At 64.5% G+C, this 18246-nt stretch carries 16 protein-coding genes; 6 read left to right on the forward strand and 10 right to left on the reverse strand.

Annotation, left to right across the window (positions count from 1 at the left end; genetic code table 11):
- Window positions 1–79 precede the first annotated feature (79 nt).
- Complete coding sequence (locus tag IG178_RS08495; protein WP_193212108.1) at window positions 80–898, forward strand: hypothetical protein; 819 nt, start codon at window positions 80–82, stop codon at window positions 896–898.
- Between the two features lie 17 nt (window positions 899–915).
- On the opposite strand, the gene IG178_RS08500 is transcribed toward IG178_RS08495, so the two are convergent.
- Window positions 916–1620 (reverse strand): hypothetical protein, encoded by a 705-nt coding sequence (locus IG178_RS08500; protein ID WP_193212109.1) that lies wholly within the window; start codon window positions 1618–1620, stop codon window positions 916–918.
- A 513-nt stretch (window positions 1621–2133) separates the two neighbouring features.
- Here IG178_RS08500 and IG178_RS08505 point away from each other — a divergent pair.
- Window positions 2134–4872, forward strand: a complete 2739-nt coding sequence (locus tag IG178_RS08505; RefSeq protein ID WP_193212110.1) for an RCC1 domain-containing protein — start codon at window positions 2134–2136, stop codon at window positions 4870–4872.
- Between the two features lie 42 nt (window positions 4873–4914).
- Window positions 4915–5664 carry a rhomboid family intramembrane serine protease gene (locus tag IG178_RS08510; RefSeq protein ID WP_193212111.1) on the forward strand — a complete coding sequence of 250 codons (750 nt, stop codon included), beginning with the start codon at window positions 4915–4917 and terminating at the stop codon, window positions 5662–5664.
- Window positions 5665–5685: 21 nt separating this feature from the next.
- Here IG178_RS08510 and IG178_RS08515 read toward each other — a convergent pair whose 3' ends face one another.
- Window positions 5686–6150, reverse strand: coding sequence for a very short patch repair endonuclease (locus IG178_RS08515; protein ID WP_193212112.1), 465 nt, complete (start codon window positions 6148–6150; stop codon window positions 5686–5688).
- 82 nt (window positions 6151–6232) lie between these two features.
- Between IG178_RS08515 and IG178_RS08520 the strand changes: the two genes are divergently transcribed.
- Entirely contained in the window at window positions 6233–6889 is a 657-nt protein-coding gene (locus IG178_RS08520) for a dioxygenase family protein (RefSeq protein WP_193212113.1), read from the forward strand.
- Here the strand turns inward: IG178_RS08520 and IG178_RS08525 are convergent, their stop codons facing one another.
- Window positions 6890–7762: a cation diffusion facilitator family transporter gene (locus tag IG178_RS08525; RefSeq protein ID WP_193212114.1), complete on the reverse strand. Its 873-nt coding sequence runs from the start codon at window positions 7760–7762 to the stop codon at window positions 6890–6892. It lies immediately after the preceding gene.
- Window positions 7763–7900: 138 nt separating this feature from the next.
- Between IG178_RS08525 and IG178_RS08530 the strand changes: the two genes are divergently transcribed.
- Window positions 7901–8704 (forward strand): hypothetical protein, encoded by an 804-nt coding sequence (locus tag IG178_RS08530; protein ID WP_193212115.1) that lies wholly within the window; start codon window positions 7901–7903, stop codon window positions 8702–8704.
- On the opposite strand, the gene IG178_RS08535 is transcribed toward IG178_RS08530, so the two are convergent.
- The 5 genes from IG178_RS08535 to IG178_RS08555 form a co-directional block, all read right to left on the reverse strand.
- Complete coding sequence (locus IG178_RS08535) at window positions 8705–9595, reverse strand: tetratricopeptide repeat protein (RefSeq protein ID WP_193212116.1); 891 nt, start codon at window positions 9593–9595, stop codon at window positions 8705–8707.
- A gap of 9 nt (window positions 9596–9604) precedes the next feature.
- Window positions 9605–10183: a DNA repair protein RecO gene (recO, locus tag IG178_RS08540; protein ID WP_193212117.1), complete on the reverse strand. Its 579-nt coding sequence runs from the start codon at window positions 10181–10183 to the stop codon at window positions 9605–9607.
- Between the two features lie 51 nt (window positions 10184–10234).
- On the reverse strand, window positions 10235–11302 hold the full coding sequence (locus tag IG178_RS08545; RefSeq protein ID WP_193212118.1) for an HD domain-containing protein: 1068 nt from the start codon (window positions 11300–11302) through the stop codon (window positions 10235–10237).
- 66 nt (window positions 11303–11368) lie between these two features.
- Complete coding sequence (locus IG178_RS08550; protein ID WP_193212119.1) at window positions 11369–12346, reverse strand: hypothetical protein; 978 nt, start codon at window positions 12344–12346, stop codon at window positions 11369–11371.
- A 46-nt stretch (window positions 12347–12392) separates the two neighbouring features.
- Window positions 12393–14432, reverse strand: coding sequence for a hypothetical protein (locus IG178_RS08555; RefSeq protein ID WP_193212120.1), 2040 nt, complete (start codon window positions 14430–14432; stop codon window positions 12393–12395).
- 129 nt (window positions 14433–14561) lie between these two features.
- On the opposite strand from IG178_RS08555, the gene IG178_RS08560 reads away from it, so the two are divergent.
- The gene (locus IG178_RS08560) at window positions 14562–15272 is read left to right on the forward strand and encodes a hypothetical protein (protein WP_193212121.1); all 711 of its coding nucleotides are present in this window, start codon (window positions 14562–14564) and stop codon (window positions 15270–15272) included.
- Between the two features lie 89 nt (window positions 15273–15361).
- Here IG178_RS08560 and IG178_RS08565 read toward each other — a convergent pair whose 3' ends face one another.
- Both IG178_RS08565 and IG178_RS08570 read right to left on the reverse strand, forming a co-directional pair.
- Window positions 15362–15802 carry a response regulator gene (locus IG178_RS08565; RefSeq protein WP_193212122.1) on the reverse strand — a complete coding sequence of 147 codons (441 nt, stop codon included), beginning with the start codon at window positions 15800–15802 and terminating at the stop codon, window positions 15362–15364.
- Window positions 15803–15896: 94 nt separating this feature from the next.
- A complete protein-coding gene (locus IG178_RS08570; protein WP_193212123.1) occupies window positions 15897–18110 on the reverse strand; it encodes a PAS domain-containing protein in 2214 nt (737 codons plus the stop codon).
- Window positions 18111–18246 lie beyond the last annotated feature (136 nt).

Below are 18246 nucleotides of genomic sequence, written 5' to 3' on the forward strand. Positions count from 1 at the left end.
AGTCGGCAATCAACCGCGCTGGAACGTCTTCCTTGACGCCGGGGCTCGGGGCGTTTGGTTTCCGCCCTTCCGGAAATCCATGCGCTCCTGTCTCATTGTCCTCGGAATCTTCGTGCTAGCGATCGGCCTGCGATCGGCACGCAGGGCCGTATGGCGGAAACTCGGGGCGCTGATGTTCCTCGTCGCGAGCTTCCTGGCCTTCTACTACCTCACGGGAAGCCACTGGGGCGGCTTGATCGGGGTGGCGCTGTGGTTCTTCCTGCCGTGGATCGAGCTGCTGACCCGGATCCGCCGGATGCGCCTGCCGATGGAGAACCGCCTGCGCAGCGGCGAGGTGCCCGACCCGGCGTTCTTTCCCAACGCGGTCGAGGCGACCGGGGCGATGGAGGAGGCCGGGTTCGAGCATGTCGACGACTGCGGCTGGGAATGGGGCGGCATGAAGCAGTTCTTCCGCCTCTTCTGGCATCCCGAGGAGCGGGCGGTGAGCGCGGTTTGCCTCTGCGAGCAGGGCGACGTCGCCTTCGCCTTCATCTCGGTGACCTCGCGCGACGATGCCGGCAGGTTGTGGCGGACCACCAACTTCCCGTTTTCCGCGACCTTGAAGTGTCCGCCGCAGATGCGCTGGAACCACGTCCCCTGCGAGCGCAACTGCTTTCACCAGATCCTCCGCGACCACCATGAATTCCTGCGCAAGGCGGGCGTCCGTGCGGATGCCCTGCGCGTTCCGGACCCCGAGCTGATCGAGGACTCGATCGAGGCCGAGATGAAGACCCAGATCCGCCACAACCTCGAAGCGGGAATCATCCGCGAAACCGGGGACGGCTTTTTCGAATATTCGTTCCGCGGGCTACTGTTCCTCTGGGGGCAATTCATCAAGGACATGGTGCGGCTGTGCTGATCGCCGGGTCGTGTGGCCTAGCGGTCGGTGCCGTCGTCCGCCGGTCTGCCGTCGTTCGCAATTCGTTCCGTTTCCTCGAGGAACGCCTTCAAGAAGGCGGCTTGCTCTTCGAGAATCTCGACCGGGCCTGCATCCAACTTTGCGACCGGCTTGAATCGGTGTCCCGTGTGACTTTCCAAGCTATCCACCACTCTTCGCATGTTGAGATACCAGTAGGAAATCAGCAGGTCTCTTTGCCCGGGTTTCTTCAGGTCGAGCGGAGGCTCGGCAACGGGAAGATCAGCCTCGTCATCCAGCATGGCCATTTCCTCCGGCTCGATTCGGAGTAGCGGTTTCGCTTTTCCGTCGATCTTGATCTGCCATCGAAGCTTCGAGGTATTGCACATTTGATCGATGGCTCGCGCGAAGGAAATGGAAGCAGATTCAAAAGTCACACTGGGCTCCTCCCAATCACCCGGCCGAAACGGGTCGTCGCTGCTGAAGCGGGGCACAATTTCGAAATCCACCAGGTTCACTTCACCATCCGGCCCTTTTGCCCGCAGATGGGCAACGGCATCCGGGAGCGGTTGGTTTTGAATCCTCACGTCCTTCAGGACGATCCGGTCCATTTGCTCCACGGTCCGCGCTTTGGCCGCATAATCTTCGGCCAGCGAAGTGAAAGGTTCTTCGTCTCCGCGCAGGGGACTCAGCAGAAGAAGGGTGGCGAGGGTTGTCGTTTTCATGGATCAAGCGCGATTCTGGCATCACAGATATCGGAATCGAGAGATTTGTGGTTCCCGGATCCCGCGATGTTTTCGGCGATGAACTTCGGGTGGGAGTCGGTGCTTGGCCGCGGCAAGTCCCCATTGGGAAATCGGCTGTTCGTAGGCCGAGGGCCGCCGCATCGGAAATCCATCGACGTGTGAGCGGCTGAAAGAGGAGAGTGCCAACGTGTTTTTCCCGATCAGCGACGACGACCGCCGCCTCTTGCATCCGGCGTGGGTGAGCATCGGCTTGCTGGCCGCGAACGTGGCCTTGTTCCTGTAGTGGTGGGTTGATGCGGATTTCGACCACGCAGAAATGTTATCTGTCTTGTGTGGTAAATGAAAATGCCTTGTGGCAGGTCGAATGGCTGCCCAAGTTGAGGATGTCTTGACCCATCCCCCCTATCAATGTTTCCGCGTCAAAAAGCTACCGTGGCCCATTTCGTTTGCAGTCGCGGACTTCCTGCCAAAGGGGGTACATGGTGGCTGTCAATGGCGTGGATCGCGATGATTTCCATCGGCAACGCCGCGCGGATCGCCAGCTGGGGCTCTGAAACGCAAGGAGGTGAACTATTTGACCACACCCCGGATCTCGAAGGTGTCCAGCAGGTGGTTATGGCCTCCATGGGAGGATACGCCGCGCTGAAAAGCGATGGATCGGTGACGGGGTGGGGAGGGAGGTTGGAAGTTCCCTACGAGGACAAGATTGGAGATTTGGCGTCGGGGGTAGTGTCGATCAGCGCGAACTCGTATTCGTTCGCGGCCTTGAAGGCGGACGGCTCTGTTGTAACCTGGGGGACCTTCGAGGGCGGAGGTGATTCATCGGCGGTCGCCGCGCAGCTGGAAGGCGGTGTCGTCGAGATTTCGGCGACTTTCTCCGCCTTTGCGGCCCTGAAGGCGGACGGCTCCGTGGTCACCTGGGGAAACGCGAATTCTGGAGGCGATTCGAGCGCGGTGGCTTCCTCGTTGGCTGGAGGAGTCACAAGCATCCGCGCCGGCACCAGCGGCTTTGTGGCCTTGAAAACCGACGGTTCCGTCTCCATGTGGGGCGGTTCTCAAGTCATGCCCCCGGCGCTTGTTGCCGCTCAGCTTTCATCGGAAGTGGCAAAGATCGAAACGGACGGGAGCAGCTTCGCGGCATTGAAGAACGATGGCTCGGTGGTCGTTTGGGGCTACGAGAAAAACTCGGACTTCCCCGTTAGTTGTCTGATCGGTGTCGCCGATCTTTCCCTGTCCGGGCTCGGGTTGGTGGTCTGGAAGCTGGACGGTTCCGTCGTCGCCTCCAACGGCGTCCGTTTCCTCGGATACCCGGAAATCGCGGCTCCGTCGGGCCCTGTTCACGACGTGGTGAAGGTTGTCGCCAGCGAAAATGCGAATGCCTTGCTGCTGGAAGACGGCTCGGTGATCAGCTGGGGCTTGATTTCGAACGGCGGGGATTCAAGCGGGGTTGCCGGGGGAGTGTCAGGCGGTGTGGTTGATGTAAAATCAACTGGCAGGGCGTTCGCTGCGCTGAAACAGGACGGATCGGTTGTGGCATGGGGCGACCCGGAATACGGGGGTGACACCTCATCGAATCCGTCGCTGGACTCCGGGGTCGAGTCGATCACAGCGTCCACGACTTCTTTCACTGCCCGCAAGAGTGACGGAAGTCTGGTGGTTTGGGGATGGCCGGCGACGGAGGACCAGGCATCGGTTTTCTCTGACATTCGGGCGACCTCGGTCCTGGCGGCGGGCGGTACGTTCTTCGCGACAACGGTTGATGGTCCGGTCGTCACGTACGGTCGCAGAGATGCTATCCTTGACGGTGCCAACTCCGGCTTCGCGCGGATCATCCCGGGCTACAACGGGTTCGCCGCCATTCGGGATAACGGTTCCGCGGTGTCCTGGGGATTGGCCTCGACGTCCGATTCGACCTCCGTCCGGCCGCTGCTCTCCGCCGGGGTAGTCGATGTGATCATCAATCGGGGCGCCATGGCCGCCCTGAAGGAGGATGGATCGGTGGTGACCTGGGGGCGGCCTGGCTGGGGTGGCGATGGGTCGGCGGTGTCGGCGGAGCTGGAAGAAGGTGTGGATTGCGTTGTTGCCGGCTACGCCGCGTTCGCGGCGATCAAGGATGACACATCAGTCGTGGCCTGGGGGCACCCGGAATCGGGCGGGGACATGTCCGCCGTCGCCGCGAAGCTGACTTCGGGCGTGGTCGATGTGGTCGCGACGCGGAGCGACCGCCACGTGATCAACTATGCGCGGGTGGGATACGGCGGGGCCTTTGCTGCATTGAAATTCGACGGCTCGGTGGTCTGCTGGGGGAGCGCGGCTTATGGCGGGAATCCGGATGATCCAACAGGCTACTTGTCATCCGGAGTGGTGTCGGTTCATGCCGACGGCGGCGGCTTTGTCGCGCTGAAAACTGACGGTTCCGTCATCCGCTGGGCCTCTTCCCAAACCCAATATGTTGCTTCAGGAGCCTCCCGGTTTTTTCCTGCGGCCGGGTCTGGACTTTGTATGAAGTCGGACGGGCTCTATCGCCTGCCCGTGAGTAGTTACACTGATCCGGTTTTTCCTGCCGAGACGGTGACTGGAGAGGTGCAAAAGGCGATGACTGTCAGGTTCGATTCGTCGTTCCTGGTGTCCGTTCTTACCTCAGGTGGCAGTGTTTTGACGACGGTTCCGACAGATTTTCCAAATGGTGTTTTGGAGTCGGGCGTCAGTGAACTGGTGAGTAATCTCTATTCCCTTGCCGCATTGAAAGGCGATGGATCCGTTGCGACCTGGGGGAGAGCCTTCGATGGTGGCGATTCGTCAGAGGTGTCCTCGGATTTGGCTTCAGGCATCGTTTCGGTCGCTGCGACCCTCTTTGGATTCGGTGCTCTGGACGATCACGGCAAAGTTGTCACCTGGGGTCAGCTCGAGGAGCCCACCGTCCCGGAAGAAGCGGACGCAGCGATTGCGTTGTATGCCAATGATTTTTCGTTTGCGGTGCTCCTTCCCGAAATCCCGGAAGTCACCGTCGCAGATGTCGATGTCGGTGCCGGGAAGCTGGCCCTGTGTCTATCAAGCTTGAGCGTGGGAGGCCGCTACCACGTCGCGGTTTCCGCGGACATGGATGCATGGATCACGGTGCCGGATTCAGGATTTGTTGCCGATTCGCCGACCAAGCGTTTGGATGTCTCATTCGACAGTTTCGCAGACGCACGCTTCTTCCGGGTGCACGTCGGGAATCCTCCACCGTAACCACGAGAGGCACGCCATGAGTCCGGAGGGGACACCGACATCATGATTTTCCCGATCAGCGACGACGACCGCCACCTCTTGCATCCGGCGTGGGTGAGCATCAGCTTGCTGGCCGCGAACGTGGCCTTGTTCCTGTGGCAGTTGATGGATCCGGCCTTCACCTACGGCTGGAGCGTCATTCCGGCGGAAATCACCAGCGGCCGGGATCTGGTCGGGGAAGTACGAGGAATCCCGCAGACGCCGGGACCGTCGCCGATCTTCCTGACGGTGTTCTCCGCGATGTTCATGCACGGCGGCTGGGCCCACCTCGGCGGCAACATGCTCTACCTGTGGATCTTCGGCGACAACGTGGAGCACCGCTTCGGCGGCCTGAAGTTCCTCGTCTTCTATCTGGTCAGCGGCATCGTCGCGACCTTCGCGCAGATCGCCACCGATCCGGGCTCGGTGATCCCGAATCTCGGCGCGTCGGGGGCGATCTCCGGGGTGCTCGGAGCCTATCTGGTGTTGTTCCCGCGCAACCGGGTGAACGCGGTGTTCTTCTTCCGCATCGTCTCCTTGCCCGCGGTGTTCGTGATCGGGATGTGGGCCCTGATGCAGTTCATCAATGGAGCCGGCTCGATCGCCGTGACCGATGAAACCGGGGGCGGCGGGGTTGCCTATGCGGCGCACATCGGCGGGTTCGTCGCCGGCGTGGCGATGGGTCTGGTGGCCCGGGCCAGGATGAAGTCGGAACCCGACAGCGTGTTCCGACGCCAGTACCAGCATGACCCGGCGTCGCGCCGGTACTGGTGATGACCGGGACCAGGATGGAGGTCAGGGTTCCGCCACCTTCGACGAGAGGTGGCCGGGCGTTCCGCCGATCAAGGCCGGGAGCCGGGACTCCAGCCATTCGCGGGCAGAGCGATTCTTCACCGCGCAGGCCCACAGCGTGACGACGTGCCAACCGAGCTCGCAGAGTTCCTTCTCCACCCGGGCGTCGCGCCGGCGGTTGCCCTCGATCTTGGCCTCCCACCAGTCCCGCCGGGAGTTTGGCATCTTGAAGTCCGGGCAGTTGTCATGGCCGTGCCAGAAGCAACCGTGGACGAAGATCACCACCTGGTAGCGGGGCAGCACCAGGTCGGGGCGTCCGGGCAACGACTTGTTGCGCGGCCCGTGGACGGTGAAGCGGTAGCCGAGACGGTGCAGCATCGACCGCACGAGCAACTCCGGCTTGGTGTCGCCGCCGCGGATCCGCGACATCACCTCGGAGCGCTTCTGCGGGGTCCAGATGTCGGCCATGCGGGCAATAGCGTCGCCGATCGGCCGCCGGGCAACGAGACTTTTGCTCGCCGCCGCGGTTTCACGGAGGCAGCTTGATCCCATGAATCTCCCGCCTTCGTCCCGCCGCCGATTTGTCCGGAACTTCGCCCTTGGCGCCGCCGGGCTGTGGGTGCCGGGGGCCTTTGCCGAAGCGTTGACGCTGACCCCGAAGCAGACGGAAGGGCCGTTTTATCCCGTCGACCTGCCGCTCGACACCGACAACGACCTGCTCATCCTCAACGACGGCCTGACCCCGGCGCTCGGTGAGGTCACTCATCTCAGCGGCCGGGTCACCGACATCAAGGGAGAGCCGATCCGCAACGCCCTGGTCGAGATCTGGCAGGTCGACCACCACGGCGTCTATCTCCACAAGGGAAGCAACGGTGCCGCGAAGCGCGACGCCAACTTCCAAGGCTTCGGCCGCTTCATGACCGGCTCGACCGGCGAGTACTACTTCCGCACGATCAAACCGGTCGCCTATCCCGGGCGCACGCCGCACATCCACTTCGCGGTGAAGATGAAGGGTCGCGAGAAGTGGACGACCCAGTGCTACATCAAGGGCGAGAAGCAGAACGAAAGCGATGGCGTGATCCGCGGCATCCGCGACGAGAGACAGCGCGCCTCGGTGATCGTGGACTTCGCGCCGCTGCCCGGGGTCAAGACCGGCGAACTGGCCGCCCGTTTCGACATCGTCATGGGCTTCACGCCCGCGGCCTGATCACTTCACCTCCCAGCGCTCCTCGAGGTGCTCCGCCGAACGCGGTTCGAGGTGGGAGATCACCCGTGCATCCGGACCTAACAGGGCGGCCACCTTGCCTTCGAGCCGGGTCGCGGTTTCGTGCGCCTCACTCAGCCCGCAGGCGTCGGGGAAGACCAGGTGGAACTCCACCCAGTGGAAGCGCCCGGAGTGCCGGTGGCGCAGGTTGTGGTAAGTCAGGCCGCGCGGCGCGCATTCCTCGTCGAGGCAGTCGCGAAGTTCCTGTTCGACGGTCAGGTCGGCCTCGTCCATCAGGCCGCCGAAGCTCTCGCGCATCAGCCGCGCGCCGGTCCACAGCAGCTTGGCCCCGGCCAGCACGGCGAAGATCGGGTCCCACCACTTCCAACCGGTGAAATGGACCAGCGCCAGTGCGGCCAGCACGCCACCGCTGGTCCAGACGTCCGCCAGCACGTGCTCGCCGTTGGCGCGGAGGATCGGGTTGCGGCGTTTCTTGCCGACCTGCAGCAAGGTGAGGCCGAGAGCGAGGTTCACGGCCCCGGCCGCGGCGGTGAGGATCATGCCCAGCCCCATGCTGGCGATGGTGACGCCGGTGAGGACCTGTTGGACGGCCTGGTAGACGATCAGCAGGGCGGCGGCGCTGATCATCGCTCCTTCGAAGCCGGACGAAATGAACGCCACCTTGTCATGGCCGAAGTGGTGGGTGTCGTCCGAGGGCTTGTGGGAAAGCCGCAAGGCCCAGGCGGCGAAGGCCACGGCGACGACGTGGGTCACCGATTCCGCGGCATCGGAATAGATCGCCGACGAGCCGGTCAGCGCCGCGGCGACCACCTTGACGATCAGCAGCACCACGGCGACCACCAGCGACAAGTTCATCGCCCGCGCTTGATCCCCTGGAAGCTTTTCGCCCACGCACGGGAGCGTGGTATTTTCTTCCCGCGAGGCAATCCCGATGTTGGGCGGGAATTTGCCCTTCGTGGGCGCGCCCGCGGATGGTTCACTGCGGAACGCCACGTGAAACGACTCCTTCTTCCCGCATTCCTCCTTCTGGCCGTGGCGGCCGCGACCGGTTGGTGTTTCCGCGGCCCCTTGGCGGCGCGGTGGCGGATGCTCTCGCGGCCGCTTTGGACGGGCAAGGCGTCGTCGCCCGCGCCCGATCCTGAGCGTTACGCGAAGTTGAAATCGGAAGTGCAGCGCTGGCGCAAGGAACTATCGGCGAAACACGCGGCGGCGCGAACTTCCGCGGAAAAGGACCGGGTGCTGGCCGAAGCGCGCAACTTCCTGGAAGCGGTGATGCCGGAAATGATGCGCTGCTGGCTGGGCACGCCCTGGGATTTCAACGGCACCGCGGAGGGGCCGGGCGGAGGCAAGATCGCCTGCGGCTACTTCGTCGCCACCGTGCTGCGCGACGCGGGCTTCGAGGTGAATCGCTACAAGCTGGCCCAGCAGCCGTCGCAAAACATCCTGCGGACCTTTTTGCCGCGGGAGTCACTCGTGCTGCGAGTCGGCGTCCCTTACGACACCTTCGCCGCGGAGATCGAAAGTTCCGAACCGGGCATCCGCATCATCGGCCTGGACAGCCATGTTGCCTTCCTGGTGACGCGACCGGATGGATTCCGCTTCGTCCATTCCTCGGGCTCCCGGCCATGGTGCGTGGTCGATGAAGACCGCGCGGGAGCCGAGGTGCTGCGCCGGTCGAACTACCGGGTGCAAGGACTACTGACGGCCGACAAGCGGGTGCTGGAACGCTGGTTGGCCGGGGAAAAATTCCCGGTCAAGATGCCAGCTCGGGCTGCTGTTGCGACCGGCGGGTCGTGATCAGACCGCCGGGGCTGCCCCGCGGACGCGGGCTTCGATTTCGTCGGCGCGGGCGTCGTCCCCTTCCTCGCGGAGGAAGGCGATGTAGTTGTCGGCCACGGCCTCGATGTCCTCGGCGTATTCGATGCCAAGCGATTCGAAGCTGACCAGCGCCTTCTCGAAGTGGCGGCGGGCCCACGCCTTGTCGCCCGTGGCGAGCATCGCCAGGGCGAGGTTGTTGTGCGACTGCGCGGAGTCCGGATGCGTGTCGCCGAAGAGCTTGCGGCGGGCGTCCAGCGCGAGCATGTGCATCTCGCGGGCCTGCTCGTAGAAGCCGGCGGACTGATAGAGCGCGCCGATGTTGTTGGAGACCGCTGCGGTTTCCTCGTGGTCCTGGCCGAGCTCCTGATGGAGGATCTCGAGTGCCTTGAGGAACTGGGCTTCGGCACCCTCGACGTCGCCCGCGGCCTTCTTCAGGTAGGCCAGGTTGTTGGACATGGCGGCAATGTCGAGGCGGGCCGGCGGCTCGGCGGTTTCGAAATAGTGGATCGCCTGGTCCCACAGTTCGGCGGCGCGCTCCGAATTGCCGAGCTGGTCGTGCACGGACCCGTAGCCGGCGTGCAGGCGGCCGAGCTGAAGGCAGCGGTCGGGGCGGGAATCAAGCTGGTCGATCGCCTGCTTGTAGTCGTCGCGGGCTTCCTCGAGGCGGCCGAGCTGGCGATAGACGTCGCCGCGCACCTCGAGCGAGCTGGCGAACTCGTCGATGCTGTCGAGGTCGCTGGTCAACGTCTGCTGCGCCTTGAGAACGGCAGCCGTGGCGGCGTGCACCGCCTCGTCGAGATCACCATTGGCGACGAGCTCGTTGACGCGATTGCGAAGGATGTGGATCAAGGTGGTGGTTGGAGAGTCCATGGCTTGTATTTACTTTAAATCACCGCTTTCAGATTCTGCAATCGGGAAAATCCTCGGAGACGACAGCCTTTCCAGCAGTTGGGCGCGTTGCGGCGGCAATCCGCCGAGCACTTCCCGCAGCGCGGGCGCCGCGTGACGCCGTTCGCGGGCAATGCCAAGATTTCTAGCTAACTCTTGTTCAAAGAATTGCAAGGCGCGGACCGAAGCGCCCTCGGCGGCGACGTGATCGAGGCCCCGTTGCAGCAAATCGCACAACTCCGGTTCGGGATGGTCGAGCTCGACCGCCAGTTCCAGCAGGCGACACCAGTATCCGGACAAAAGGATTGCATTGTAATCACATCGGATCGACTCGCGGGTGCTGGTGACCGAGACCTCGCGCAGGCCGTGCAATTCGCCGCTACGGGACCGCGCGAAGGTGATCTCGGCATCGAAAAACAGGTCCAGCTTGCCGGCGAACGGGCTCTTCGGGTTCCGCGCCCCTTTCGCCACCGTCTTGATCAGCCCGTGCGCAGCCGTGAACCAGTGGACGATCCAGCTGGTGTCGGTCAGCTTGGTCAGCCGGATCAGAGTGCCGTGGCCGTGGTCCATGGTGAGGTGCGAACGTGGGCTCGCCGCGGGGGAAAGATATGCCGGTTTCTGTTAGAATAGCTCTCCCGTGCCCGAGGATTTTGCGATCGCCGGGGGTGCATCGAACGCCGGCAGCGGTTCGACCAGGTTGGCGGGCAGGGGGAACTGCTTCTCGTAGATGCCGTCGGCGAGCTGGTTGGCTTGGGCGTAGGCGTCCTTCATCATCTCGAGTTTCGCGTCGAGGTTGTCGATGTGGTGCAGCGCGATGGCTTCCGGCGTCCGCGGCAGGGTCGGCGAGCCGAATTGATACTCGCCGTGGTGGCTGGCAACCAGGTGCAGCAGGTGCAGCCGCACGGTTTCGCTGGCCGGTTCCAAGGTGAGCCAGCCCTTCGCCGCCGGGCCCTCGGCGACGTCGCGCCACAGCTTGTTCACCAGCTCGATCCCCAGCGGGATGTGGCCCAACATTTCGCCGTGGACCGAGAAGCCCTGCGCGAATCCTTTCTCCGCGTACTGGTTTTCCCAAAGCTTGCCGCAGTCGTGGAACAGCACGCCGGTGATCAGCAGATCGCGGTTCAACTGGGGATAGGCGGAGCAAACGACGTCCGCGGTCCGCATCATCTGGGCGACGTGTTCGACCAGCCCGCCGCGGCGCGCGTGGTGGTTCTTCCGTGCCGCTGCGGCGCGCCGGAACTTGGCGCCGAGGTCCTGGATGAAGTGGTCCGCCAGCGCGTGCAGGCGCGGGTCCTTCAATGAGGTGCAGAAGGTCCGGATGGCCTCCCAGTCCCGGCGTTGTTTCTCGGCGGTCTTGGCGTCGCCGGCGTAAAAATCTTCCAGAGCGTCGCCGTCCAGCTGCTCCCAGGCGATGTTGCCGGCATTGAGGCCATACTGGTTCTGGGTCCACTCGGCGTGCAGCCTCAGGACGGTGCCGTCGGTCATGCCCGACGCGGCTTCGAACATCGGTGCATCCGACCAGGCGTTCAGGTTGAAGCTGCCGGTCGCGTCCGCGAAGGTCAGCACCAGGTAGGGTTTGCCGCCCTTGGTCTGGCGCTGGCTGCGCGACTGCAGTTCGCAGTCGACCGACACCGCGACCGCCTGCTCGCCAGCCTGTTCCTTGAGGTCGGAAATGGTCAAAAACTTCACCCCCGCAGGATCACCGAATGCCTGCCGCTGTCACGAACGGATGAGGCGAAGATCGCGGCAATGGGATCACGCGATCGGGAGGCCGCTGTTTGCCCCGGACAGATCGTCGTGAAGAGTCCGCACTGCTTCGGCCGCGGGATGGCAACGCTCACTCCCAACCCGTGAGATGAAGCGGCAGGCCGCATGGCCCACCGAGCGCCTTTCGTACTCCGCGACCCATTCCTCGCGATCGGGGATGCGTGCCGGATCGATCGGCCAGACACCCGGACGCGGACGCAGATGACGGGCGAATCCGACCCGCCAGGGTTTGGGGCTGACCCGGGCGCGGAAGCAGCGCTGGTTCCGGCACATCCGGGCATAGGTCGGGTCCGCTCCGAGGGCTTTGAAGCAGTCGGCGACCCGGTCATCCGTGGGATCGAAGACGTCATGCAGGGCCAGAATCCGGTAACCGGCGGGGGTTTCGTAGATATGCAGATGCCAATCCGGATGGCCGTCGGAAAACGCGGCAATTCGCCTCATGATCCGCGCGCGGGGGCTCCCCGTGAGTCTGGCGTGGAGCTTTGCCATGGGCTCCCCGAGGAGTGCCCGGGCGATCCATGCGATTCCAAACGCTTGCAAACCTCGGGTGATCGAACCGTGGAACCATCCGAAGGCAATGCCGAGCAGGATCATCAGGGACCAGCTGAACAGGTGATAGCGAATCGACATGCCGGTCGCGAGATCCACATCCACGAACAGCACATCTGGCGTGTTCAGGCAGCGAGCCCCGTAGCTGTTGCGGGTGATGATGGTGTCGCCGTGCCGCGCCAGGATTTCTTCCCGGATCGGCACGCCGTCGGCACCGTTGTAGGGCATCTTGGGTTCGTTCTTCGGCAGCGGTTCTCCCGCCAGGATGCGCTGCAGCGCTTCGTTCGCGCGCTCTTCGGCCATGGCCTGGGCTTCGTCCTGGCTCGCGTCCGACCAGCCGAAGCGTTTCACGGTAACCTGCCGCTCGGAAGTTCGGTGCCGGGCCCGGCCTTCGGCCCAGAATTCGGGAACCATCATGGGGCGGCTTGGCGTGGGGATGGAATCATCGGCGGGGGCGACCCAATCATAAACCTTTCATTTCCGACACAAGGGTCTTCACCGCCCTTTCCTCGAGGGCGTTCTGGTGGGTCGTGCTGGTCCAGGTCGGCAGGAGAGGGTCGTGGGCGAACCAATACCGCTCGACCGCCTTGGAGATGCCGGCGCTGGCGAGCAGGGTCAGCAGGCCGACCAGGGTCCATGGCAGGGCGGACCGCATGGCCAGATTCGGCCTCAGGGCGCTGGCCCGGGGCGTGAACAGGTTCATCACCACTCCCCACAGCAGCCACAGCAAGGTGCAGCCCGCCATGCCGCTCACCCCGATCATGAAGTAGGCGCTTTGCTCGTCGTTGAGCCCGTGGTAGCGGATCGTGCCGGCGGCGGGCAGCGCGGCACCGGCCAGGCCCGCGGCCAGCCAGCCGAACCAGGCCAGCGGCGGGTTCAGCCCGAGGAAACCACCGCGCCGAGCCCAGCGCCAGCGCGCGGTTTGCAGCAGCAGGGTGAGGCCGAGGAGGAATCCGGCGGCGGGCTGGATCATCATCGGGATTGCCGTCCATTCGTCGTCGAAATTCAGGTCCCTCAGGCCGAGCGGGCTGAGCCGGGTGACCGCGAACCACCAGAGCCAGGGCAGGACGATGCCAAGCGCGCCGAGCCACAGGTGGTCGGACCACCGGAACAGCGGCATCAGGCCGCGGGCCATGCCTTTCACGATCCTCGACCGGCGGCAGGCTTCGAATCCAACCAAGGTTGCGGCGACCAGCGCGATGAAGGCGGGGATCAGGGCAAGGACATGGTCGAACCAAGCGTGCTCGGTTTTCAGCGACGGGATGATCTCGGCCATGGAAACGCCGGCCAATTCGCCGCGATGTCGGTCGAGCCGGGCTCCTCCGGCCACGGCGATCTCCGCCTCGGAGAGCCCGTTTCCCGGAGGACGCGTGGCGTTGAGTCTCGTGATCCATGTCTCCATTTCGGCCTTTTCCCCGGGCATGCCCAGGCGGCTGAAGGCGTCGGCAAGATGATTGGCGCACGATCCGAGATGTTGGATCATGTCGAGGAGATCCGCCTCGCCGCGGGCACCTGCCGCGATGATCAGGCGCGCCAGCTGTTCCCAGTCGGATTTGAGCCGGATCAGTCCTTCCTTGTCGTGATCATCGGTCAGCCGGAGGCTCTCATGGTAGATCAGGTGGCCGAGATCATTGGAATACTCCATGAACACCGGTGAGACCTGTCGGGCCATGCCCGAGACCAGAAGGTCGTCGGCGATGGTGTTGCTTCGGGGAAATGCCGCGACGATCCGCCGTTTCAGGGCAAGTGAGTGATCACAATAGCGACTGCATGCCGCGGCCTTGGAGAAGAGCTCCGTGGCCTTTTTCAGCTCGTCAGGGTCCGTGATCTTGCTCGAAGGAGTGGTCCCGTAGAATCGGGTGGAGCTGGATCCGGTGGCCTGGGCGAGGTGCGGGATCATTTCGATCAGGGGCCAGACGGAATTGTCCGCATCCAACCGCGAGATGGCGGCCTGATCCGCCGGAGCAAGGGGATCCGGCTTGGTGTTGCGATACGAGTTGGAGGACGACAAGAGCTGCCGGCTCACGTGCTCCTGCAGCATCTCCACGTCGTCCGGGTGCCGCTCCAACCAGGTGGCGGGTTCGTCTTCTCCCCGGAGCGCCAGTGGCAATCCGGGAGCCAGCTGCCGGAGGCGAGATTCCAGGAGAGGATCCAAGGGCCGGCCGTGGCTGTAGCCGGGGTACCCGCCGTAGCGGATCATGTTCGACGTCCGGTTCGCCTGGCCGGCGACGTAGACATCGCGGGCCTGCAGCGCGACGCCCGCCACCAGCGCCACGGCGGTCGCCGCGAAGGATGCCAGCAAGGCCGTCCGGCGGATCCACCGCCTGCGCGCCCCGGCGGCTTCGAGGCGAGCCAGCGGATCGGACAGGTCCAGCATTTCCAGCGGGACGGCGCCGTGGCTGACGCGGGCCATCAGCTCCCCCTTCGCCTCGTCGCGCAGCGCGGGATGCGCTTCCAGCGGCCGGGTGGCCGATTCCAGGAACCGTTCGACTTCAGGGGTCATCGCCGTGCCTTCTAGCAGGATGGGTCGCGTGACCACGATGAGATTCTCACCGGTCCGCGGGCGGGCGGGAGTCCGTCCGATTCGCTCTCGCCGCCGGGGCCGGGGCCGGCTACTCGTGCGGCCTTGCCGATGACGCGCCTTTGCTTGCCCGCCGACTACCCCCGCATCCGGCGGGTGGGAAGCTTCGATGAACTCGTCAACACCCCCTTTGCGGACGGGGTCAATGCCTTGTGTTGGGAGCGCCCCCTCGCCGGCGATTTCGGCGAGGTGGTGGAAGCGCTGGCCGCGGGGGAAGGCATCACCTCCCTCGACGAGTCGACGCTGCGGGCCCTGCCGGTGGGTGCCGCGGGCAAGGCGGCGGTTGGCATCATGCTCAAGGACATGAAGATGCTGGAGCATTGCGGGCTGATGCCGGAGCTCAATTGCATCCGCAACTATCTCCGCGACGACGAGCCGGGTGTGGTGCGGACGGACGTTTATTCATTCCATGCCGACCGTGCGACCGTGGAAGCGGACACCTATCTCTGCACCTACCACGGACCGGCCAGTGAGATCCTTCGCAACGAGGAGGCACGCCGTCACATCGACATCCCCGCCACCCGGGCGGCCCTGCTGGAGGAATACGATGGCGACGATGACGAGGGCTTCGCGGAGTACCTCGCCGAGCTTTGCTACGACCTCCACTACGCCGCGGCGCCGCAGGCCAAGCCGATCGGTCTGGGGCTGGGGAATTTGTGGCGGATCGCCGTGGCCTATCCCGGCTGTCCGGTGCCGCCGTGCGTGCACCGCGCGCCCGACAACCTGCCCGGCTTGCCGCCGCGCCTGTTGTTGATCAGTTGAGGCGGCCGATCCGCTCAAAAGGGAGGAGCCTGAAGCGGGGCGTATGGGTGATCGAGGAGGCCGGCACGCTCAGCGGGTCGCGGGGAGCATCAGCCGAGGTCCCAGGTTTCGACCGGGCGGGCCGGCTCCTCCTTGTCGGTGGCGGCCCGATGTTCCTCGAGGTGCTTCTCGATGCAACTGAGGATGGTGCCGAACTCCGAGGTCTTGCTGACGAAGGGCAGACCGCCGGTCTGGGTTTCGCCGTCGGAGGTGTCGGGATTCTCCTCGACCAGGGCGGTGAGCATCAGGATCGCGGTGTCCTTCAGGGCCGGCTCGGCGCGGAACTGGGCGACCACGTCGCCGCCATCCATGCCGGGCATGACGACGTCGATGATGCAAAGTTCCGGATGAAACTCGAGGGCGGCGTTGAGCGCCTGCGACGAGTCGTTGATTTCCCTCACCTCGAAATTGCCCACTTCCTCGAGGTTGGCCTTGAGCAGGGCGGTGAAGTCCGGCTCGTCGTCGATGATCAGAATGCGGGTGGTTTCCATGATCCTGAAACCTAACCGGATTGGCGGTCCACATCAAGGAATGGAAATGTGCTGACACGGCTTGGCAGGGAACGCCGGGTCGCCCTGGTCCGCATCAGGCCTTCAGGGTGATCGCCGCGCGGACGCCGCCTTCGGGGCGGTTCTCGAGTTCGAGCATGCCGTTGTGGAGCTCGACGATCTTGCGGCAGACGGCGAGCCCGAGGCCGGTGCCGGTGCCGGTGGCCTTGGTGGTGAAGAAGGGATCGAAGAGCTTCGACATGTGGGCCTCGTCGATGCCGCTGCCGGTGTCATCGACCTCGATCCGCACCACCCGGTCGCCTTCCCGCAGGTGGCCGGCGGTGCGGACACCCTCGTCGCGGCGGATCCCGCTCAGCGTGCTGCCGAAGGCGCGCACGGTCAGCGTGCCGCCGTCCGGCATGGCGTGCATCGCATTGATCATCAGGTTGACCAGCACCTGCTCGAGCTTCGTTGCGTCGACGTTGACCGCGGGCAGGTCGTCGGGCAGGTCGGTGATCAATTTCACCCGGGCCTCCTTCAGCGGGTACTCGACCAGCGTGATCGCGTCCCCGATGACTTCCGCCAGGTCGCGCGGCTCCATCGACAGCTGGCGGGCCGACGAGTAGTCGACGAGGCCCTTGACGATCTTCTTGGCGCGATCGATGCCGCGCTTCATCCGCTCCACCGTGTCCTGGGCCTGGGTGTCATCGGCCGGCACGCGGCGGGCGAGCAGCTCGATGCCCATGCCGATCATCGCCAGCGGGTTCTTGACCTCGTGGGCGACCCCGGCGGCGAGGCGGCCGACCGATTCCATCTTCTCCGCCTGGATCAGTTGCTCCTGGGCCCGCTTGAGGTCCTCGTTGGCCTTCATCAGGTCCTCGTTCATGCGGTGGATCGCCCGCTCGGCGGCCTTGCGGTCGGTGATGTCGGTGGCGATGGTTCCGACCGCCTTGATCTCGCCGTCCAGGTCGCGCAGCGGGAATTTCACCGACATGTAGGTGTGGGGGACGTTGTCGACGAAGAGCTCCTCGTCCATCTGCAGCGACTGGCCGCGCTCGGCGACCATCATGTCGTGCTCGCGGAACTTCTTGGCGGCCGCCTTGTCGGCGATGATCTCGTGGTCGGTGAAGCCGAGGATGTCCTTGCGGTCGAGCCCGAACAGGTCCTCGAAACCCCGGTTCACCATCAGGAAACGCCCCTGCAGATCCTTCATCGCGATGACCGCGGGGCTGTTGTCGATCATCTCCTGCATCCGCCGTTCCGCCTGCACCGCCTTCTCCTGCGCCCGGCGCTGGTCGGTGACGTCGCGGTCCATGCCGACGATCCCCCACATCTTGCCGCCCGCGTCGCGCAGCGGGACCTTGGTGGTGATGAAATGGCGCAGGTCGCCGGGTTTCAGCTCGAGGTCCCACTCGCGGTGCAGCACCGGTTCGCCGGTTTCGATCATCCTCGTGTCTTCCGCCTTGCCTGCCCTCACGACGAGGTCGGGGAAATAATCGCCGGGGGTCTTGCCGATCATTTCCTCCTTCGACTTGGCACCGACCCACTCGGCCATCGACTTGTTGACGATCAGGTAATGGCGCTCGAGGTCGCGGGCGAAGATCTTGTCGGGGAAGGCGTCGATCAGCGACCGCAGCATGTTGCGCTCGCGCTCGAGGTCGTGTTTGGCATCGACCAGCTCGCTGACGTCGCTGGACATGCCGAAGGTGCCGATGATCCGCCCCTCGCGGTCGCGGAACGGCATTTTGTTGGTCAGCACCCAGCCGATCTTGCCGTCGGGGAAGTTCTCGCGCTCCACCAGGCCTTTGATCGATTGGCCGGTTTCCACGATCTTCATCTCGTCGGCGAGGGCGGCGTCGGCGTGTTCCTTGCCGAAGAGGTCGTGGTCCGACTTGCCCACAAGGTCGCGCGGGTGTTCGACGCCGACCCAGGCCGCCATGCTCTGGTTGACCCGCAGGAAATGGGAGTCGGTGTCTTTGAAGTAGATGTTGGCCGGAACGTTGGCCATCAGCATCTCGAAGTAGTGGTCGAGGGCGCGATGCTCATCGGTGGTCTGGTGGAGCTGGGCCTCGAGCTCGCGGTTGAGCTCCGCCAGCCGTCCGGCGGCGCTGCCGTCATTGGAAAGCGGGCGCGCCTGGCGGCCTGCGAGGATGGCCGCCGCGGCCAGCACCCCGGTGCCGGCGACGACGCGGGAGGGGGTTCCGCCATCCCCGGCCACCAGCCACAGCGTGCCCGCGAGGATGACCGCGCCGGCCGCCAATGGCAGCGCGCCGGTGCGGGGTCCGGTGGTGGCGGGAAGATCGGGTTTCACCGCTAACATGTCACCACGTCGCCGGGCGGGTGTAAATGTTGGGATTTGCCGGCCTTGTCGCTGGCTTGCGCCGGCTTTCATGTCACGTTGCCCGGTATTTTGTCCGCAACTGGTATGGTGAATGGTGTTTTCCTTG

Origin of the sequence: Neoluteolibacter marinus, from assembly GCF_014904755.1 — a bacterium.
Taxonomy (GTDB): Bacteria; Verrucomicrobiota; Verrucomicrobiia; order Verrucomicrobiales; family Akkermansiaceae; genus Haloferula; species Haloferula marina.